The 20,097-nt window shown below is 64.1% G+C and carries 23 protein-coding genes; 20 read left to right on the top strand and 3 right to left on the bottom strand.

The window, feature by feature from the left end:
* The first annotated feature begins 10 nt into the window (after positions 1-10).
* From JQ604_RS28715 to JQ604_RS28735, 5 genes are all read left to right on the top strand, one after another.
* Positions 11-1,456, top strand: coding sequence for a hypothetical protein (locus tag JQ604_RS28715; RefSeq protein ID WP_212364046.1), 1,446 nt, complete (start codon positions 11-13; stop codon positions 1,454-1,456).
* On the top strand, positions 1,437-2,510 hold the full coding sequence (locus tag JQ604_RS28720; RefSeq protein WP_212364047.1) for an acyltransferase family protein: 1,074 nt from the start codon (positions 1,437-1,439) through the stop codon (positions 2,508-2,510). Before JQ604_RS28715 ends, JQ604_RS28720 begins: the two co-directional genes overlap by 20 nt.
* A 193-nt stretch (positions 2,511-2,703) precedes the next feature.
* Complete coding sequence (locus JQ604_RS28725) at positions 2,704-3,195, top strand: pilus assembly protein N-terminal domain-containing protein (protein ID WP_212364048.1); 492 nt, start codon at positions 2,704-2,706, stop codon at positions 3,193-3,195.
* A 194-nt stretch (positions 3,196-3,389) separates the two neighbouring features.
* Positions 3,390-3,920 (top strand): TadE/TadG family type IV pilus assembly protein, encoded by a 531-nt coding sequence (locus JQ604_RS28730; protein ID WP_212364049.1) that lies wholly within the window; start codon positions 3,390-3,392, stop codon positions 3,918-3,920.
* Between the two features lie 9 nt (positions 3,921-3,929).
* The gene (locus JQ604_RS28735) at positions 3,930-4,523 is read left to right on the top strand and encodes a TadE/TadG family type IV pilus assembly protein (protein WP_212364050.1); all 594 of its coding nucleotides are present in this window, start codon (positions 3,930-3,932) and stop codon (positions 4,521-4,523) included.
* A gap of 159 nt (positions 4,524-4,682) precedes the next feature.
* On the opposite strand, the gene JQ604_RS28740 is transcribed toward JQ604_RS28735, so the two are convergent.
* From JQ604_RS28740 to JQ604_RS28750, 3 genes are all read right to left on the bottom strand, one after another.
* Complete coding sequence (locus JQ604_RS28740) at positions 4,683-4,895, bottom strand: cold-shock protein (RefSeq protein WP_016842648.1); 213 nt, start codon at positions 4,893-4,895, stop codon at positions 4,683-4,685.
* A gap of 267 nt (positions 4,896-5,162) precedes the next feature.
* On the bottom strand, positions 5,163-5,453 hold the full coding sequence (gene infA / locus JQ604_RS28745) for a translation initiation factor IF-1 (protein ID WP_212364051.1): 291 nt from the start codon (positions 5,451-5,453) through the stop codon (positions 5,163-5,165).
* Between the two features lie 24 nt (positions 5,454-5,477).
* Positions 5,478-6,899, bottom strand: a complete 1,422-nt coding sequence (locus JQ604_RS28750) for a DEAD/DEAH box helicase (protein ID WP_212364052.1) — start codon at positions 6,897-6,899, stop codon at positions 5,478-5,480.
* A gap of 539 nt (positions 6,900-7,438) precedes the next feature.
* On the opposite strand from JQ604_RS28750, the gene urtA reads away from it, so the two are divergent.
* The 15 genes from urtA to ureG all read left to right on the top strand — a co-directional run bounded on the left by urtA (position 7,439) and on the right by ureG (position 19,927).
* Positions 7,439-8,767, top strand: coding sequence for an urea ABC transporter substrate-binding protein (urtA, locus tag JQ604_RS28755; RefSeq protein ID WP_212364053.1), 1,329 nt, complete (start codon positions 7,439-7,441; stop codon positions 8,765-8,767).
* A gap of 195 nt (positions 8,768-8,962) precedes the next feature.
* Positions 8,963-10,537, top strand: coding sequence for an urea ABC transporter permease subunit UrtB (urtB, locus tag JQ604_RS28760; RefSeq protein WP_433996293.1), 1,575 nt, complete (start codon positions 8,963-8,965; stop codon positions 10,535-10,537).
* Positions 10,534-11,703: an urea ABC transporter permease subunit UrtC gene (urtC, locus tag JQ604_RS28765; RefSeq protein WP_212364054.1), complete on the top strand. Its 1,170-nt coding sequence runs from the start codon at positions 10,534-10,536 to the stop codon at positions 11,701-11,703. Before urtB ends, urtC begins: the two co-directional genes overlap by 4 nt.
* A gap of 4 nt (positions 11,704-11,707) precedes the next feature.
* Positions 11,708-12,469, top strand: coding sequence for an urea ABC transporter ATP-binding protein UrtD (urtD, locus tag JQ604_RS28770; RefSeq protein WP_212364055.1), 762 nt, complete (start codon positions 11,708-11,710; stop codon positions 12,467-12,469).
* 2 nt (positions 12,470-12,471) lie between these two features.
* Entirely contained in the window at positions 12,472-13,167 is a 696-nt protein-coding gene (gene urtE / locus JQ604_RS28775) for an urea ABC transporter ATP-binding subunit UrtE (protein WP_212364056.1), read from the top strand.
* Positions 13,168-13,273: 106 nt separating this feature from the next.
* A complete protein-coding gene (locus tag JQ604_RS28780; protein ID WP_212364057.1) occupies positions 13,274-14,110 on the top strand; it encodes an urease accessory protein UreD in 837 nt (278 codons plus the stop codon).
* A 31-nt stretch (positions 14,111-14,141) separates the two neighbouring features.
* On the top strand, positions 14,142-14,444 hold the full coding sequence (locus JQ604_RS28785) for an urease subunit gamma (RefSeq protein ID WP_212364058.1): 303 nt from the start codon (positions 14,142-14,144) through the stop codon (positions 14,442-14,444).
* A 10-nt stretch (positions 14,445-14,454) separates the two neighbouring features.
* Positions 14,455-14,760, top strand: a complete 306-nt coding sequence (locus JQ604_RS28790; RefSeq protein WP_212364059.1) for an urease subunit beta — start codon at positions 14,455-14,457, stop codon at positions 14,758-14,760.
* Positions 14,760-15,314 carry an HD domain-containing protein gene (locus JQ604_RS28795; RefSeq protein ID WP_212364060.1) on the top strand — a complete coding sequence of 185 codons (555 nt, stop codon included), beginning with the start codon at positions 14,760-14,762 and terminating at the stop codon, positions 15,312-15,314. Before JQ604_RS28790 ends, JQ604_RS28795 begins: the two co-directional genes overlap by 1 nt.
* 2 nt (positions 15,315-15,316) lie before the next feature.
* Positions 15,317-17,032: an urease subunit alpha gene (gene ureC, locus JQ604_RS28800; protein WP_212364061.1), complete on the top strand. Its 1,716-nt coding sequence runs from the start codon at positions 15,317-15,319 to the stop codon at positions 17,030-17,032.
* Positions 17,033-17,081: 49 nt separating this feature from the next.
* Entirely contained in the window at positions 17,082-17,381 is a 300-nt protein-coding gene (locus tag JQ604_RS28805; RefSeq protein WP_212364062.1) for a putative quinol monooxygenase, read from the top strand.
* 26 nt (positions 17,382-17,407) lie between these two features.
* Complete coding sequence (locus JQ604_RS28810) at positions 17,408-17,707, top strand: putative quinol monooxygenase (protein ID WP_212364063.1); 300 nt, start codon at positions 17,408-17,410, stop codon at positions 17,705-17,707.
* 7 nt (positions 17,708-17,714) lie between these two features.
* Positions 17,715-18,410 carry an urease accessory protein UreE gene (locus JQ604_RS28815; RefSeq protein WP_212364064.1) on the top strand — a complete coding sequence of 232 codons (696 nt, stop codon included), beginning with the start codon at positions 17,715-17,717 and terminating at the stop codon, positions 18,408-18,410.
* Complete coding sequence (locus JQ604_RS28820) at positions 18,391-19,128, top strand: urease accessory protein UreF (RefSeq protein ID WP_212364073.1); 738 nt, start codon at positions 18,391-18,393, stop codon at positions 19,126-19,128. Before JQ604_RS28815 ends, JQ604_RS28820 begins: the two co-directional genes overlap by 20 nt.
* Positions 19,129-19,279: 151 nt before the next feature.
* Entirely contained in the window at positions 19,280-19,927 is a 648-nt protein-coding gene (gene ureG / locus JQ604_RS28825) for an urease accessory protein UreG (RefSeq protein ID WP_212364065.1), read from the top strand.
* Positions 19,928-20,097: the final 170 nt, after the last annotated feature.

A 20,097-nucleotide genomic window follows, 5' to 3' on the forward strand; every position in this document is an offset into this window, starting at 1 on the left:
TCGAGCCGCCATGAGCGCAGAGACGGCAACCGTTGCGCGGGACCGGCACTCGATCCTCGGCCAGGTGCCCGCCTGGTTCTGGGTCGGGAGCGGCGTCTACGCGCTGTTGCTGCTCAACGGCGTCAGGCTGCTCGCCGACTCCGACACCTATTGGCAGATCTCGGTCGGCCAATGGATCTTCGATCACCGCGCGCTGCCGACCGTCGACATCTATTCCTTCACCCGGACCGGCGAGCCATGGCTGTCCTCGTCCTGGCTCGCGCAGGTGCTCTACGCCACGGCCTATGATCTTGCCGGCTGGACCGGGCCGGTGGTGCTGGCTGCGGCCAGTGTGGCCGGCGCCTTTGCGCTGCTTAATCATATCCTCGGGCGGCGGATGCCTGCCACGCATGCCTGCGTGGTCACGCTCGCCGCGCTGGTGTTGTCGGTGCAGCATCTGCTGGCCCGGCCGCATGTGCTGGTGATGCCGGTGATGATCGCCTGGGCCTACGGGCTGATGAGCGCAAGCGAGCGGCGCGTGATGCCGTCGCTGTGGCTGCTGCCGGTGATCGCGCTATGGGCCAATCTGCATGGCGGCTTCGTGTTCGGCCTCGTGCTGGTCGGCGGCTTTGCGCTGGATGCGCTGTGGAATGCCGAGCGCTCGCAACGCATCGCGACCGCGCTGCGCTGGGCCGCATTCGGCATCGCCGCGCTGATTGCGTGCTGCGCAACGCCCTATGGCTGGAATTCGATCCTCGCCTCGCGCAAGATCCTCGATCTCGGCGAGCTGTTGCACCTGATCTATGAATGGATGCCGGCGGACTTCAGCCATCTCAGCGCCTTCGAGCTGGCCGTACTCACGCTGATCGGTGGCGCGCTCTATGGCGGCGTGAAACTGTCGCCGCCACGGATCGCGCTGGTGCTGGGCCTCCTGCACATGGCGCTGTCGCATGTCCGGAACACCGAGATCTTCGCGCTGTTGCTGCCGATCGTCGTGCTGACGCCGGTGACGGCGCAATTCAGCCTGCAGCCGGGCAAGCTCGTGAAGCTCAAGCCCGTCGTCGCACTGGTCCTCGTCGGCCTGCTCGGTGCCTGGACCTCGGTTCTGGCCGCAAGCCAGCCGATCGCGCCGCCCCAGGTGCAGTCGCCGGCGGCTGCCGTCGATGCGCTGATGGCGCGTAACCCCAAGCGCATCTTCAATGACCTGCCGTTCGGCGGCTATCTGATCTGGCGCCAGATCCCGGTGTTCATCGACGGCCGTGCCGAGCTCTACGGCGAAAAATTCGAGATGGACTATTTCCGCGCGGTCCAGCTCAAGGATGTCGACGGCCTGCTCGATATGCTCAAACGCCATGACATCGATGCGGTGATCCTGACGCCGGCCACGCCTGCCGTGAAGCTGTTGGACCACATCGGCGGCTGGCAGCGCATCTATGCGGATGAAAGCGCCGTGGTGCATGTCCGCGTCGCCAACTAAGCCGCGGTCGTCGAGCCGCAATCCATCGCTCGACCTGTTGCGCGGTATTGCCATTCTGATGGTGGTCGCCGCGCATAGCGCCGCTGCCGCACCCAGCGTCGTCCCTGGCCTCACCTGGATCGCCGGCGACTACGGCCAGCTCGGCGTGCAGCTGTTCTTCATGGTGTCCGGCTACACCATGATGCTGACCTATGGCGAGCGCACGGACATCGCCGCCGCGGAATCCTTCTATCTGCGCCGCGTCTTCCGCATCGTGCCGCTGTTCTGGCTCGCCATCGTCTTCTATCTCGCGATCACGGGCGGCGCCGGCATCAAGGAATGGGCGCCTGACGGCATCGGCAAGACCGATGTCATCCTGACTGTTTTCTTCCTGCATCTGTGGAGCCCCACCGCGTTCAACTCGGTGGTGCCCGGCGGCTGGAGCATCGCCGTGGAAATGCAGTTCTACCTGCTGTTTCCGCTGATCATCTGGCTGTTCCGGCGGCCGAACGGGCCGATCATCTGCTATGCCACGATCGCGCTGATCAGTGCCGTCGGACGCTTCGCGGCTGATCTCTATCTCGCGCCGCATCTGGCGGCTTCGCTGCCGTCGGCGCAGGCCTATCTCGCCGAAGGCTTCTATTATTGCTGGCTGCCGCGCCAGGCGGTCTGCTTTGGCCTCGGCATCCTGCTCTATGATGTGATCGAGCGCGGCAGCCGGCCGCGGCTCGGTGCGCTGCTGCTGCTCGGCGTCTGCCTGACCTCGTCCTGGGGCGCCAAGGTCGCGCTGCTGTTTGCGGCGTCCTATGCGCTGCTGGCCGCGCGCGCCGAGAATGCCGCGCTCGGCCTGTTCGGGCGGCATTCCTATGCGATCTATCTGGTCCACTTCGCCGTGGTGCCGCTGGTCTCCATGCTCCTGCCGGCGGAGCTGCTCCTGACCTTTGTCCTGACCGGCGGCGTGTCGCTGGCGTTGAGCTACGCCCTGATCGAGCCCCTGATCGAGCGCCGCTGCAATCGGCTGGGCCACGCTTTGGCGGGGAGTGTCGGCCACAAGGCCGCCGTGGCCGCAGGCTGATTCGTCGAATCGCAGCCATTCGATTCAGCTGTGCTTTGCCAAGCGGTTGCTCCGGTGCGGAAGTTACCCGATTGGCGCAATTCGCCGGGCCGTTTTTGCTCTTCTTAAATAATTTACCGTCAAATTGGCCATGTCGGGCGCCGGTACCGCTGCGTATCGCTTTTGCCGGCTCGTCAACGTCCCGGGGTAGAGTATGTCGTTCAAGTCCCAGCGTATCGGGTTCATCTCCTTGGCCAGCGCAGTGCTGCTGTGGCCGGTCATGTCTTTGGCCGCGCCCGAGCCTGACCGCATCGCCGTCAATGTCGATCAGGCCAAGCTCGTCAAGCTGCCCACCGGCATTGCCACCATCGTGGTCGGCAATCCCCTGATCGCCGATGTTTCCTTGCAGAGTGGCGGCATTGTCGTCGTCACCGGCAAGGGCTACGGCGCCACCAATTTCATCGCCCTCGACCGCACCGGCCAGGTGCTGGTGGATCGTCAGATCCAGGTCGAAGGTCCGTCGGATCAGCTCGTCACCGTCTATCGCGGCGTCGAGCGCGAGACCTACAGCTGCATGCCGATGTGCCAACGTCGCCTCACGCTCGGCGACGGCGAGACCTACTTCAAGCGCACGATCGACCAGACCAGCTCGCTGAACGCGCAGGCTGTCGGGCAGGCTGCGGCCGCCAGCCGGCCGGCCAACTGATCGCGCAGAATTCAAGGGGAGCAGGGCGTCGGCGCAGCTGCGCCGACGCCATTTCCCATTTTGCGGGCAACGTTGCCGGCATGGTTAAGTTCGCCCTAACGGAACAGGGCATGTCGTCTGGAACGGGCGAAACACTTCCACAATCTGTTTCCGGTAATTGTCGTCACGAAATTACCGCTCGTCCGGGGTCGTTGATGCCGCCAGTCTCTCTTCGCACACTCCTGCGCCGCTTCCGCCGCAACCGCCGCGGCTCGGCGGTGGTCGAATTCGCGCTGGTCGCGCCGATCTTCTTCGCGCTGTTGTTTGCGATCATCGAGACTGCGATGGTGTTCTTCGCCAGCCAGGTGCTCGAGACCGTGACGCAGGATTCCGCGCGCATGATCATGACCGGGCAGGCGCAGAACGCCTCCTACACCCAGGCGCAGTTCAAGACCTATGTCTGCGGCAAGATCAGCGTGATGTTCGATTGCGCCAACGGCATCTACGTCGACGTCAGGAGCTATTCGCAGTTCTCGACCGTCAGCGTCACCGCGCCAATCGATTCCAGCGGCAATTTCGTCAACAGCATGAGCTACAGCCCCGGCAACGCCGGCGACATCGTGGTGGTGCGGGTGTTCTACCAGTGGCCGCTGTTCGTCACGAGCCTCGGCTACAACATCGCCAATCTCAACAACAAGAAGCGGCTGCTGACGGCGACTGCAGCGTTCAAGAACGAGCCCTTCTGAGGCGACACCATGCACAAGATACATTCGATCCGGTTTCGCCTGCAGCGCTCCATCACCGCCTTCGCGCAGGATTGCGCGGGCCTGGCGGCGACCGAGTTCGCCTTCATCGTGCCGCTGATGCTGGTGATGTTCTTCGGCACCATCGAGATTTCGTCCGCGGTCGCGGTCGATCGCAAGGTGACGCTGATGGCGCGCACGCTGTCCGACCTGACCTCGCAGTCGACCTCGGTGGCCGACACTGATCTGACCAACTTCTTCAATGCCGCGATCGGCATCATGACGCCGTATTCGTCGTCGACGACCAACTCCACCATCAGCGAGCTCTATGTCGACTCGACGGGGACGGCGAAGGTGCAGTGGAGCAAGGGTTCGGCGCCGCGCACCACGGGCACCACGGTCGCGATTCCGACTGCGCTGCAGATCTCCGGCACCTATCTGATCTACAGCGAGGTCAACTACACCTATGTGCCGTCGCTGGGCTACGTGCTGACGAAGACCGGCTTCAAGCTGTCCGACGTCGCCTACACTCGGCCGCGGCAATCGACCTGCGTGATCTATCCGACGCCGACCTCGGGCACGACGCCGGCTTGCCCGACGTCGTAATCAAGAATCCCAACGCAAACAAAAAAGGCCGCACCCAAAAGTGCGGCCTTCATTGTCTTTGACGTTGTGTCTCTGACGGATTGTATTTGGACGATCTGTCTTTGACGACAATCTCCCGAAGGCTCGCTCCCGAAGGCTCGCACCCGTCGGGAATTCGGCTTAGCCAGCGGCGCGAAGATTATCGGCCGAGGATTTGCCGGAACGGCGGTCAGCGACGATCTCGTAGGAGATCTTCTGGCCTTCACGCAGAGTGCCAAGGCCGGCGCGCTCGACTGCACTGATGTGCACGAACACGTCATTCCCGCCTTCATCCGGCTGGATGAAGCCGTAGCCCTTGGTTGCGTTAAACCACTTCACGGTTCCCATGCTCACGTGGGTAGTCCCTTCTCAGATATACAAGTTCAAGACCCGCTGATCGGCGGGGTGGTGAGATCGAATTTTTGGAAGGGTCGTCAGCGTCCGAACCGGCTGTACCGGTGTTAGCTAATGTCGTCCGGCCGAAAATCGATGAACAATATTATTCGATAGAGGGCTTCAAAACAATCCTGACGTGCGCGATTTTTTGGCCCGGGCGTGGGCCCGGCCAGTTTTGCGCATGAACATCGAGCGTCATGCGCGCGTCAGTTGTGCTCCTGTGCCTCAGCGGCGGCGGAACTGGCCGCCGCGCTGCTGTCCACCGCGCGGCGGACCGCCCGGTGTCGATGGACGTTCGTCCTTGTGGCGGAATATCAGGCGGCCCTTTTCCAGGTCGTAGGGCGACATTTCGATCGTGACGCGGTCACCGGCCAGCGTCTTGATGCGGTTCTTCTTCATCTTGCCCGCGGTGTAGGCAACGATCTCATGCCCGGCGTCGAGCTGCACGCGGTAGCGCGCGTCGGGGAGGATTTCGGTGACCAGCCCTTCGAACTGGATCAGCTCTTCCTTAGCCATGTAGGTCTCCAGATCCAGCGGCGGTCAGCGCTGCGGTCGGTTGTTGCGGTTCGGTTGCGGTTTCGGCCGGCTTTCGCGATGCAAGAAGGCGACGCCCTGAATGCTCTCGCTGTTGCCGGCGTGAGACGGACGTGGCGACTCGCCCCGGTTCGTCTGCGGCGCGCCACTATTACCACCCCGACGGCGGCGGCGGCGAGGGCCTTTTGCACCCGGAGCCGCCTCATTTCCACGGACCGTATGTGCCCGCGGCGCAGAGCGGCCGCCCCGGTGCGGCTGGGCCGCGGCGGGAGCTGCCTCGCGCTCGCGGTTGGCGCCGGGCGTGCGGCGGTCTTCCCGCGGCACCGTGATCTTGATCAGGCGCTCGATGTCGCGCAGGTAGCCCATCTCCTCGGCGCCCGCGATCAGCGAGATCGCAATACCTTCAGCGCCGGCGCGCGCGGTGCGGCCGATGCGGTGGACGTAGGTTTCCGGCACGTTCGGCAGGTCGAAATTGACGACATGGCTGATGCCGTCGACGTCGATGCCGCGGGCAGCGATGTCGGTCGCGACCAGGGTGCGGATCTCGCCGGAGCGGAACGCCGCCAGCGTGCGCTCGCGGTGGTTCTGCGACTTGTTGCCGTGGATCGCATTGGCCTCGATGCCGGCCCTGGCCAGCGTCTTCACGACCTTGTCGGCGCCATGCTTGGTGCGGGTGAACACCAGCGCGCGGTTGACCGGTTCCTGCTTGAGGATCTGGGCCAGCACGGCCGGCTTGGCGGCGAAATCGACCTGGATCGCGCGCTGGGCGATGCGATCGGCGGTCGAGGACACCGGCGTCACCGCCACGCGGGCGGGTTCGCGCAGCATGGAATCGGCGAGCTCGGCGATGTCCTTGGGCATGGTGGCCGAGAAGAACAGCGTCTGGCGGCGGATCGGCAGCTTGGCGACGATTTTGCGGATGTCGTTGATGAAGCCCATGTCGAGCATGCGGTCGGCTTCATCAAGCACCAGGAACTCGACCTGGTTCAGCTTGAGGCCGTTGCTCTGCACGAGGTCGAGCAGACGGCCGGGGGTGGCCACCAGCACGTCCACACCCTGCATCAGGGAGCGGACCTGGCGGCCCATCGGCACGCCACCGATCGCCAGCGCCGAGGAGAGGCGGATATGGCGGCCATAGGCGTTGAAGCTGTCGAGGATCTGCCCGGACAGCTCGCGGGTCGGCGAGAGCACCAGCACGCGGCAGCTCTTCGGCTGCGGGCGGACGCGGTTCTCAAGCAGGCGGTGCAGGATCGGCAGCGCAAAGGACGCGGTCTTGCCGGTGCCGGTCTGGGCGATGCCGACGACGTCACGGCCGGCGAGCGCGAGCGGGATGGTCTGGGCCTGAATGGGAGTGGGCGTGACGTAGTTTTCTTCGGCAAGCGCACGGGCGATGGGATCGGCGAGGCCGAAATCCGAAAAGGAGGTCAAAAGGTCGTTCTTTCCATAAAAACAATCGTCGTCCCGGCCGCCAATCGAGGGCCAGGATCGCACGAGGGCGTCAGGACACCCGCGTGTTTGAGGCGTCTAGCTTGGTCGGGTGATAAGGCGAACCAGAAGCCGATCAATCGGCTCGAACACGCAAAGTTCGCAGGCGCGCGCCACGATTCGGCGTGGGCGACGCGGATGATATGGACCAACAACGCGGCGGTTTCAAGGTGTTGCGGTTCCGGGGGCGCTAGGCGGCGGGCTGCTTAGGTATCAATTCGGCCGAAAATCCATGCCGGAAATTTAGCCAAAAGGCCAATTTTGCTTATAGAATAATCAGTTTGCCTCAATGGCATACATTTTTTCTGCCCAAGGTTTGGGCTGTCGATCTCGGTCTTTCCAAGAATGAATCGAATTTCCCTAGCTATTTCATTCTCTTATGCGGTGTGAGCCCGGTGGCATGGTTCTTGCGATTCCGTTAACCGCAGGCGGCCGTGGGGCCGTTCGCAGCGTTTCAGCCTGCGTCAGGGAGATGACATTTCATGCTTAGCAAACTTACTCACGAGATAGCGACCGTGACACGTCGCCGCTGGATGGCGGCGACCGCCGGCCTGGTTTTGGGCCTGGCCGTGTCCGCGCCGTTCGCGCCCGCTCAAGCGGCCGACGACACCATCAAGGTCGGTGTCCTGCACTCGCTCTCCGGCACCATGGCCATCAGCGAAACCACGCTGAAGGACACCATCCTCTTCCTCATCGACGAGCAGAACAAGAAGGGCGGCGTCAACGGCAAGAAGCTCGAAGCCGTCGTGGTCGATCCCGCCTCGAACTGGCCGCTGTTCGCCGAAAAGGCGCGCGAGCTGATCACCAAGGACAAGGTCGCGGTCGTGTTCGGCTGCTGGACCTCGGTGTCGCGCAAGTCCGTGCTCCCGGTGTTCAAGGAGCTGAACTCGATCCTGTTCTACCCCGTGCAGTACGAGGGCGAAGAGTCCGAGCGTAACGTGTTCTACACCGGTGCTGCCCCGAACCAGCAGGCGATCCCCGCGGTCGACTACCTGATGAAGGACGAGAAGGTGAAGCGCTGGGTGCTGGCCGGCACCGACTACGTCTACCCGCGCACCACCAACAAGATCCTGGAAGCCTACTTGAAGTCGAAGGGCGTCAAGCAGGAAGACATCATGATCAACTACACGCCGTTCGGTCACTCCGACTGGCAGACGATCGTGGCCGACATCAAGAAGTTCGGCTCGGCCGGCAAGAAGACCGCCGTGGTCTCCACCATCAACGGCGACGCCAACGTTCCCTTCTACAAGGAGCTCGGCAACCAGGGCATCAAGGCGACCGACATTCCGGTCGTGGCGTTCTCGGTGGGCGAAGAAGAGCTCGCCGGCATCGACACCAAGCCGCTGGTCGGCCATCTCGCCGCCTGGAACTACTTCCAGTCGATCAAGACGCCCGCCAACGAGAAGTTCATCAAGGATTGGCAGGCCTACACCAAGAATCCGAAGCGCGTGACCAACGATCCGATGGAAGCACACGTGATCGGCTTCAACATGTGGGTGAAGGCGGTCGAGAAGGTGAAGTCGACCGACGCCGACAAGGTGATCGACGCTCTGCCGGGCATCGAGGCGCCGAACCTGACCGGTGGCATGTCCAAGATGCTGCCGAACCACCACATCACCAAGCCGGTGTTCATCGGCGAGATCAAGGGCAACGGCCAGTTCGACGTGGTCTGGAAGACCCCGGGCCTGGTGGCCGGCGACGCCTGGTCGAAGGAGCTCGAGGGCTCCAAGGACCTGATCGGCGATTGGGTCGGCAAGAAGTGCGGCAACTGGAACACCAAGACCAACAAGTGCGGCGGCCAGGGCTCCTAACAGCATGATCCGGAAAAGTGCCGAGCGGTTTTCCGGAAAGATCATGCTCAAACAGAGTCGCCTGAGCTGACCAACGACACAACAAAATCTTCCAAGACACTGGAGAAGGCGGCACGGCTCGCCGCCTTCTCCTCACACTCCTGCCGGGGTATTCTCGTGTTTGCCAATTGCTTCGTCCGCCTTCGCGCGGCGTTTCTGTCGATCCTGCTGATTACCTGTTTCGCATTGCCTGCGCTGGCCGGCCCGTTCGAGGACTCGGTCGCCAAGTTCGCCAATGACGAATTCTCCGACACCGAGGAGGCGATCGGCGAGATCGCGGCCTCCGGCAACCAACTCGCTTTCCCGATCATCAGCGCGCTGCAGGATGGCCGCCTGTCGGCCGATCCCGAAACCAAGAAGGTCTTCATCACGCAGGCCGACAGCAAGATCGTCGATGCCACCACCGGTGCCGCTGTCGACAAGCTGCCGGACAATGCCGCGACCGTCCGCCTCAACAACCGCCTGCGCCGCACCGTGGAGGCCGCGCTCGGCGGGCTGACCCTGATGTCGCCGGATCCGGCCAAGCGCCTGGCGGCGGCGCAGTCCGTGTTCAAGAGCCATGAGGAAAGCGCGCTGCCCAACGTCGAGGCCGCGCTCGCCAAGGAAACCAACAAGGCCACCAGGCAGGCGTTCGCCGAGGCGCGCGCCGCCATCCTGCTGTTCAAGTCGGACGCATCCGACAACGACAAGCTGGAAGCCATCGCCGTGATCAAGGCGCGCGGCGACCAGGAGGCGATGGCGCTGCTGACCAGCATTGGCTCGGACCAGCCGCCGCTGGTGGCGAAGGCCGCCGCCGGCGCGATCTCTTCGATCCAGGGCAACCTCGCGATTTGGTCCGGCGTGCAGAACGCCTGGTACGGCCTGTCGCTCGGCTCGGTGCTGCTGCTTGCTGCGATCGGCCTTGCCATCACCTTCGGCGTGATGGGCGTCATCAACATGGCGCATGGCGAGATGGTGATGCTCGGCGCCTACACCACCTTCGTGGTGCAGGAGGTGATCCGCACGCGCTACCCCGCGCTGTTCGATTATTCGCTGCTGATCGCCGTGCCGCTCGCATTCCTCGTGGCCGGCGGCATCGGCGTCCTGATCGAACGGTCGATCATCCGCTTCCTCTACGGCCGCCCGCTGGAGACGCTGCTCGCGACCTGGGGCCTGTCGCTGGTGCTGCAGCAGGCGGTGCGCACCGCGTTCGGCCCGACCAACCGCGAGGTCGGCAACCCCTCCTGGATGAGCGGCGCCTTCGAGCTCGGCCAGATCACCATCACCTATAACCGGCTGTGGATCCTCTGCTTCACCATGGCGGTGTTTGCGATCCTGCTGGCGATGCTGCGCTACAGCGCGATCGGCCTGGAGATGCGCGCAGTCACGCAAAACCGGCGCATGGCGGCCTCGATGGGCATCGCGACCTCCCGCGTCGACGCGCTGACCTTCGGCCTCGGCTCCGGCATCGCCGGCATCGCAGGCGTGGCGCTGTCCCAGATCGACAATGTCAGCCCGAACCTCGGCCAGAGCTACATCATCGACAGCTTCATGGTCGTCGTGTTCGGCGGTGTCGGCAATCTCTGGGGCACGCTGGTCGGCGCCTTCACGCTCGGCATCGCCAACAAATTCCTGGAGCCGGTGGCGGGCGCCGTGCTCGGCAAGATCGCGATCCTGGTGCTGATCATTCTGTTCATCCAGAAGCGGCCGCGCGGCCTGTTCGCGCTCAAGGGACGGGCGGTGGAAGCATGACCCCGCACATCCTGACCCGCTCGCTGGATCGTGCCGCAACCACCTTCATCCTGGTGGTGGCCGCGCTCGGCGTGCTGATCCCGCTGTCCAACCTCTTGCTGCCGCAGGGCTCGCTGTTCCAGGTGCCGACCTATCTGGTCGCACTCTGGGGCAAGTATGTCTGCTACGCGATCCTCGCGCTGTCGATCGACCTGATCTGGGGCTATTGCGGCATCCTCTCGCTTGGCCACGGCGCCTTCTTCGCGCTCGGCGGCTACGCAATGGGTATGTACCTGATGCGGCAGATCGGCAGCCGCGGCGTCTACGGCAATCCGATCCTGCCCGACTTCATGGTGTTCCTGAACTGGGACAAGCTGCCCTGGTACTGGTACGGCTTTGACCACTTCGCCTTCGCCGCGCTGATGGTGTTCCTGGTCCCCGGCCTGCTCGCCTTCTGCTTCGGCTGGCTCGCCTTCCGCTCCCGCGTCACCGGCGTTTATCTTTCGATCATCACGCAGGCGATGACCTATGCGCTGCTGCTCGCCTTCTTCCGCAACGATTTCGGCTTCGGCGGCAATAACGGCCTGACCGACTTCAAGGACATCCTGGGTTTCAACGTGCAGGCCGAGGGCACCCGTGCGGCGCTGTTCTTCCTGAGCTGCGTTGCGTTGTTGATTGCCTTCTTCATCTGCCGTGCGATCGTCACATCCAAGCTCGGCAAGGTCCTGATCGCGGTGCGCGATGCCGAGAGCCGCACCCGCTTCCTCGGCTACCGCGTCGAATCCTACAAGCTGTTCGTGTTCACGCTGTCGGCCTGCATGGCCGGCGTCGCCGGTGCGCTCTATGTGCCGCAGGTCGGCATCATCAATCCATCCGAATTCGCGCCGGGCAACTCGATCGAAGCCGTGATCTGGGTCGCGGTCGGCGGCCGCGGCACGCTGGTCGGCGCGGCGCTCGGCGCCGTGGTGGTCAACTACGCCAAGACGTTCTTTACGTCCGGTCCGCTCGCGCCCTACTGGCTGTTCATGCTGGGCGCGCTGTTCATCCTGGTGACGCTGCTGCTGCCGAAGGGCATCGTCGGCACCTACAATTCCTGGCGCGAGACCAGGCGCAGCGCGGCGGCTGCGGCCGATGAAGCGAGCGCTGCGCGCGAAGACGGCGTCGCCGCGCCGAAGATGGCGGAGTAGACCCATGCCTGTGATGGATACCCGCGCCACCTCGGCCATGCTCTATCTCGACGGCGTGCACGTCTCGTTCGACGGCTTCCACGCCATCAACAACCTCTCGCTGGCGCTGGAGCCCGGCGAGATGCGCGCCATCATCGGCCCGAACGGCGCCGGCAAGACCACGATGATGGACATCATCACCGGCAAGACCAAGCCGGACGAAGGCACCGTGCTGTTCGACGGCACGGTCGACCTCACGCGTCTCGACGAGACCCGCATCGCCGAGCTCGGCATCGGTCGCAAATTCCAGAAGCCGACGGTGTTCGAGAGCCAGACCGTCTACGACAACCTCCTGCTCGCGCTCAATGTCGACCACAGCGTCAAGGGCACGCTGTTCTGGCGTGGCAGCAAGGCCGAGAGCGAGCGGATCGACAAGGTGCTGGAGACCATCCGCCTCACCGACGCTCGCAACCGCCTCGCCGGCAGCCTCTCGCACGGCCAGAAGCAGTGGCTCGAGATCGGCATGCTGCTGGCGCAGGATCCGAAGGTGCTGCTGGTCGACGAGCCCGTCGCGGGCATGACCGACGTCGAGACGCATCTGACTGCCGAGCTGCTGAAGCAGATCAACAAGAACCACACCATCATGGTGGTCGAGCACGACATGACCTTCGTGCGCGAGCTCGGTGTCAAGGTGACCTGCCTGCACGAGGGCACGGTGCTGGCCGAGGGCACCATCGACCAGGTGTCGTCGAACGAGCGGGTCGTTGAAGTGTATCTGGGACGCTAAAGATGCTGAAGGTCGACAACATCAACCTGTTCTACGGCGCGGCGCAAGCGCTGCGCGGCGTGTCGCTGGCGGCTGAGCCCGGCAAGGTCACCTGCGTGCTCGGACGCAACGGCGTCGGCAAGACCTCGCTGCTCCGCGCCATGGTCGGGCAGTATCCGATCTCCTCCGGCGCGATCAATTTCGACGGCAAGGACATCACCGGCCTGAGGCCCTATGAGCGGGCGCGGTGCGGCATCGGTTTCGTACCCCAGGGCCGCGAGATCTTTCCGCTGCTCACGGTGGAGGAGAATCTCAAGACCGGCTTCGGCCCGCTGAAGCGCGAGGATCGCAACATCCCCGACGACGTGTTCTCGCTGTTTCCGGTGCTGCAGACCATGCTCGGCCGCCGCGGCGGTGACCTCTCCGGCGGCCAGCAGCAGCAGCTCGCGATCGGCCGCGCGCTGGTGATGCGGCCGAAGCTGTTGCTGCTGGACGAGCCGACCGAGGGCATCCAGCCCTCGATCATCAAGGACATCGGCCGCGCGATCTCCTATCTGCGCAATCTCGGCAACATCGCCATCGTGCTGGTCGAACAATATCTCGACTTTGCCTGCGAACTCGGCGACAGTTTTGCCGTGATGGACCGGGGCGCGGTGAAATATGCCTGCGACCGCAGTAACCTCGATTCCGCCGAGATTAGCCGCCAGATGGCGCTGTGATATAGCATAGCGTTTTCGAGCGAAGTGGGTACCGGTTCGCGCGAAGAAAACGCGTCAGATAAAGAGCGTAGCGCGGTGCGTCCGGCCCGCGTGAGGGGAAGGGCGGATGCCGACCGAGATCGCGCGCGCGGCTTCAGCGACCTTTGCCGCCAATCGCGCCCAGGGTGCGGTGAGATTCGCCGTCCGCGTCAAGGACGGCGCCACCCGTCGCGGTGACCTCCATGAGTCAGGCTCGCTGCGTGTGCGTTTTCCGTCGCCGGAGGGCGAAGGTCTCTCCGCCGTGTTCGTCAACACTGCGGGCGGCGTTGCCGGCGGCGATCGCTTCGACATTGGCATCGAGGCAGGCGAGGGCTCCAGCCTGACGTTGACCACGGCGGCCGCCGAAAAGGTCTATCGCGCGCCGGGACCGGCCGCGCAACTGACCATCGCGCTGAAGGCGGAAGCCGGCGCGCATCTCGCATGGCTACCGCAGGAGACCATCCTGTTCGACCGCGCCCGCATCCAGCGTCGCATCGACATCGATCTCGCCGAGGATGCCACGCTGCTGCTGTGCGAGATCGTGGTGTTCGGCCGCGCCGCGATGGGCGAGACGGTGCAGCATGGCGAATTCGTCGACCGCTGGCGGATGCGCCGCGGCGGCAAGCTGGTTTTCGCCGAGACCATCCGCCTCGATGGCGAGATTGGCGCGAAATTGGCTCGGCCTGCAATCGCCAATCGCGGCACCGCTATCGGCACCGCGCTGATCGTGCCCGGCGACGAGGCCGTCGTGGAGCGAATCCGCGAAGCGTCAGAATCCTTCCGCGGCGAGGTCGGCATCTCCGCTTGGAATGGATTTGCAATGGCGCGCTTCTGTGCCCAAGATGCAGGCCGGTTGCGCGCCGACATGATGACGGTGCTGGCGCGCGCCTCCACGGTGCCGCTGCCGCGGCTGTGGCTGAGTTAGATCCTTCGAAACGACCCAAGAGAGTGCTCGCATGAATTTGTCTCCCCGCGAAAAGGACAAGCTGCTGGTCTCGATGGCCGCCATGGTGGCGCGCCGCCGGCTCGAGCGCGGCGTCAAGCTCAACCACCCCGAGGCGATCGCGCTGATCACCGATTTCATCGTCGAGGGCGCGCGCGACGGCCGCACCGTCGCCGACCTGATGCAGGCCGGCGCCAAGGTCATCACGCGCGATCAGGTGATGAGCGGCATCCCCGAGATGATCCACGACATCCAGGTCGAGGCCACGTTCCCCGACGGCACCAAGCTCGTCACCGTGCACGAACCGATCCGTTAAGGAGCTCCGTATGATCCCCGGCGAACTCTTCATCAAGGACGGCGAGATCGAGCTCAACGCCGGCCGCAAGACGGTCACGCTCTCGGTCGCCAACACCGGCGACCGCCCGATCCAGGTCGGCTCGCACTATCATTTCTTCGAGACCAACCCCGCCCTGAAATTCGACCGCAAGAAGTCTCGCGGCATGCGCCTCGACATCGCCGCCGGCACCGCCGTCCGCTTCGAGCCCGGGCAGACGAGGGACGTGCAGCTCGTCGCACTCGCCGGCAAGCGCGTGATCTACGGCTTCCGCGCCGAGGTGAAGGGCAAGCTGTAGTGCTCCCCGCCATCCGTCTCATCTCCGAAGCCGCCGAGCTTGCCGCGCGTCGTCATAACGGGATGGCGCGCAAGGGGCGGGGGAGTGAACCTTACATCAATCATCTCGCGGAGGTCGCGAACCTGCTGGCGCGGGTGACTGATGGGGCTGATGCCGAACTGGTGGCGGCGGGCTGGCTGCATGATGCGATCGAGGACACCGGGACGACGCGCGAGGAGCTTGCGGAAAAATTCAGTGCGCGGGTTGCCGATCTCGTGGTCGAGGTGACCGATGACATGAGCCTGGAGAAGCCGGTGCGCCGGCAAAAGCAGATCGAGGATGCTCCGCACAAATCGCCGGATGCAAAACTGATCAAGATCGCCGACAAGGTCAGCAATATCGGCGCGCGCATTCTACCCGATCCGAGCAAGGACGAGCGCGACGATCTCGTCGACTATACGACTTGGGCCGGAAAGGTCGTCGCGGGGTGTCGCGGTATCAATCCGCGGCTCGACCACATCTTCGATGAAACCGTTGAGCGCGCAAAGACCGCGCTGGTTGAAACAGGGGGCTGACTATGTCCGTGAAAATCAAACGTTCCGTCTATGCTGACATGTTCGGTCCGACCACCGGCGACAAGGTGCGGCTCGCCGACACCGACCTGATCATCGAGGTCGAGAAGGACCTCACCACCTATGGCGAGGAGGTGAAGTTCGGCGGCGGCAAGGTGATCCGCGACGGCATGGGGCAGTCGCAGGTGACCAATGCGCAGGGCGCGGCGGATACCGTGATCACCAACGCGCTGATCGTCGATCACTGGGGGATCATCAAGGCCGACGTCGCGATCAAGGAGGGCATGATCGCGGCGATCGGCAAGGCCGGCAATCCCGACATCCAGCCCGGCGTCACCATCATCGTCGGCCCCGGCACCGACGTGATCGCGGGTGAAGGAAAAATCCTCACCGCCGGCGGTTTCGACAGCCACATCCATTTCATCTGCCCGCAGCAGATCGAGCATGCGCTGATGTCCGGCGTCACCTCGATGCTCGGCGGCGGCACCGGCCCGTCGCACGGCACCTTTGCCACCACCTGCACGCCCGGCCCCTGGCACATGGGGCGGATGATCCAGTCGTTCGATGCCTTCCCGGTCAATCTCGGCATCTCCGGCAAGGGCAATGCATCGCGGCCGGCCGCACTGGTGGAGATGATCAAGGGCGGCGCCTGCGCGCTGAAGCTGCACGAGGACTGGGGCACCACGCCGTCGGCGATCGACACCTGTCTGTCGGTGGCCGACGATTACGACGTCCAGGTGATGCTGCATTCGGACACGCTGAATGAATCCGGCTTCGTCGAGGACACCGTGAAGGCCTTCAAGGGCCGCACCATCCATGCCTTCCACACCGAAGGTGCCGGCGGCGGCCACGCGCCAGATATCATCAAGATCGCCGGGCTGAAGAACGTGCTGCCGTCCTCGACCAACCCGACGCGGCCGTTCACGCGCAACACCATCGACGAGCATCTCGACATGCTGATGGTGTGCCACCACCTCGATCCCTCGATCGCAGAAGATCTGGCGTTTGCCGAAAGCCGGATCCGCAAGGAGACGATTGCGGCCGAGGACATCCTGCACGATCTCGGCGCGCTCTCGATGATGTCGTCGGACTCGCAGGCGATGGGCCGGCTCGGCGAGGTCATCATCCGGACCTGGCAGACCGCCGACAAGATGAAGAAGCAGCGCGGCGCGCTGCCGCAGGACAAGGGCAACGACAACGACAATTTCCGCGTCAAGCGCTACATCGCCAAATACACCATCAACCCCGCGATCGCGCATGGCGTCTCGAAGCTGATCGGCTCGGTCGAGAAAGGCAAGATGGCCGATCTCGTGCTGTGGTCGCCGGCCTTCTTCGGCGTCAAGCCGGATTGCATCATCAAGGGCGGCTCGATCGTGGCGGCGCCGATGGGCGATCCGAACGCCTCGATCCCGACGCCGCAGCCCGTGCATTACCAGCCGATGTTCGCCGCCTACGGCAAGTCGCTGACGGCCTCATCGGTGGTGTTCACCTCCAAGGCCGCGGTCACCGGCAGATTGGCCAGCAAGCTCGGCATCAGCAAGAAGCTCTACGCGGTGCAGAACACCCGCGGAAAGATCTCCAAGAAGAGCATGATCCACAACGACGCCACCCCCAAGATCGAGGTCGATCCCGAGACCTATGAGGTGCGCGCAGACGGCGAGCTTCTGACCTGCGCGCCGGCGGAGGTCCTGCCCATGGCACAGCGTTACTTTATGTTCTAAAACCTCTCCCGGCATCTGAAGCCGTCAAAAAAGAGCCGGGAGGATTTTCGTGATCTATGTCGTCGCCACGCTGACCATCAAGCCCGAAACGCGCGCCGAATTCATCGCGGCCGCCACCGCCTGCATCAGGGAAACCCGCAAGGAGCCCGGCAACATCGCCTATGATTTGCACGAGAGCGTGACCGACCACAGCAAGATGGTGTTCGTCGAGCAGTGGGAGACGATGGAAGCGCTGGGGCCGCACCGGGTCACCGAGCACGTCAAGGCGTTCGGCAGAGTCGCGGTGAAGTGCATGTCGGCGCCGCCGAAGATCGACTACATCACGCCGGCAAAGGTCGAGAGCCGCTAAGCAAGAACAACAATGGGAGAACCATCATGATCTACGTCATCGCCACCACGCCGATGAAGCCGGAAAGCAAGGACGACTTCATTAGGGGTCACAAGGCCTGCACCGTCGAGACGCTGAAGGAAAAGGGCTGCATCTCCTACGACGGCAATGTCAGCGTCAACGACCCCAATCTCTACGTCGTGGTCGAGCGCTGGGAGACCCGTGAGGACCTCAACGCCCACGGCAAGGCGCCGCACATGAAGGTGTGGCGGGAATATTCCGCGCAGATGAAGACGGCGCCGACGGTGATCGAGATCATCAGCGACGCCACGGTGCAGAAACTCTGAGGTTTTGATGATCCGCGCTACAAAAGTTCTCGGGCAGCACCGCTGGAAGGAATCCGCAGCCGACACCGTCGTGCTCGATTTTGACGACCGGCACCGGCGGCGGATGGCAATGACCGGAACCCGCGGGCTCGAATTCCTGCTCGACCTGGAAAACGCCACAGCCCTGCGCGGCGGCGATGCGCTGGTGCTGGAAGATGGCCGGCTGGTCGAGGTGGTGGCCGCGGCGGAGCCGCTGCTCGAGATCAAGGGCAGCGATCCGCATCATCTGATCCGCGTCGCCTGGCATCTCGGCAACCGCCATCTGCCGACCCAGATCATGCCGAAGGGCCTGCGCATCCGCAAAGACCATGTGATCGAGGCAATGGTGAAGGGCCTCGGCGCCCGCGTCGTCGAGATCGAGGCGCCGTTCGACCCCGAAGGCGGCGCCTATGCCGAGCAGGCGCATGACGCGCATGGACATGATCACGCCGGGCATGATCATGCTCACGGCCATGCGCATGATCATGGCCATCATCACCATGATCATGACCATCCTCATCACGATGATCACCATCACGATGCTCACGGTCATCACCATGACCACGATCATCACCATGATCACGCCTGTGGTCACGATCATGTTCATGACGAACATTGCGGCCACGACCACGACCACGGTGATCATCACCATCACGACCACGCCCATGCTCATAAGCACAAATGAGCCCGATCCCGCTGCGCTCGGTGGCGGGATGGCGGACGGCGAGGCGGCGGCGCTGTACCGGTTGATGACGTGGCTCTCGCCGGCGTTTCCGGTCGGCGCGTTCTCCTATTCCAGCGGCATCGAATGGGCTGTCGAAGCCGGCGACATCACCGATGCTGCGTCGCTGCGCGACTGGCTGGCGGCGATGCTGGCCGACGGTTCCGGCTTTTGCGACGGCGTATTCCTTTCGCAGGCCCATCAGGCCGCGTCAGCGAATGATGCGGCCGCGCTGAGGGAGATCGCCGAACTCGCCGCCGCCTTCGTGCCCTCGCGCGAGCGCCAGCTCGAAACCACCACGCAGGGCCAGGCCTTCATCACCACCGCGCGCGCGGCCTGGGATGCGGCAGGTCTCGATGCGCTCGTCGCAGCCTGCGATGGCCCGATCGTCTACCCCGTCGCCGTCGGCCTCGTCAGCGCCGCGCATAGCCTCCCGCTGGCGCCGGCGTTGCATGCTTTCTTCCATGCGGTGGTGTCGAACTGGATTTCCGCCGGTGCCCGGCTCGTTCCGCTCGGGCAGACCGACAGCCAGCGCGTACTGGCCGCGCTCGAGCCGGTGGTCGCCGCGACCGCACGGCGCGCTGCGAGGGCCTCGCTGGACGATCTCGGCAGCGCGACCTTCCGCGCCGATCTGGCGAGCCTGCGCCACGAGACGCAGTACACGAGGTTGTTCAGGTCATGAGGTTCCCACCGTCGTCCTGGCGAAAGCCAGGACCCATAACCACAGATGTTCGTGGTCATGTTGGGCTGGGGCCGCAGCTTGTCGCAATAACAAAATTCAGTGGTAATGGGTCCTGGCTTTCGCCAGGACGACGGTAGAGGGTTCGATCGACATGTCCAAATCTCACGGCCCGTTGCGCGTCGGTGTCGGCGGCCCCGTCGGCTCCGGCAAGACCGCGCTGATGGATCTGCTCTGCAAGGCGATGCGCGAGCGCTACGACATCGCGGCGATCACCAACGACATCTACACCAAATGGGATGCCGAATATCTGGTGCGCTCCGGCTCACTGACGGCGGATCGCATCGCCGGCGTCGAGACCGGCGGCTGCCCGCACACCGCGATCCGCGAGGACGCCTCGATGAATCTGGCCGCGGTCGCCGACATGCGCGCCAAATTTCCGGACCTCGATCTCGTGCTGATCGAATCCGGCGGCGACAATCTCGCCGCGACCTTCTCGCCTGAGCTCGCCGATCTCACCATCTACGTCATCGACGTCGCCGCCGGCGACAAGATCCCGTCCAAGGGCGGCCCCGGCATCACGCGAAGCGACCTGCTCGTGATCAACAAGATCGACCTCGCCCCCCATGTCGGGGCCTCCCTCGAAAAGATGGACACCGACGCCAAACGGATGCGCGGCCAGCGGCCCTTCGTGATGACCAACATGAAGAAGAGCGAGGGCCTCGACCGGATCATCAGCTTCATCGAGACCAAGGGTGGCCTAACGTCGCAGGCGGCGGACAAGGCGGCGAAGGCGGGCTGATTGCGGCGTTCATGTTCGTGGCGCGAGCGCCCGAGCGCACTCACGACGTTCTGAGCAAGCGGCACCCCTCTCCCCAACCCTCCCCCGCAAGGGCTGTTCGATTCACACATCGCGGAGCCCCAGAGTGGCGCCAAATTTGATGGCTTGGAAGGCTTCGAGCCCGATGCGCA

It is taken from the genome of Bradyrhizobium jicamae, assembly GCF_018130695.1.
GTDB classification, from domain to species: Bacteria; Pseudomonadota; Alphaproteobacteria; order Rhizobiales; family Xanthobacteraceae; genus Bradyrhizobium; species Bradyrhizobium jicamae_B.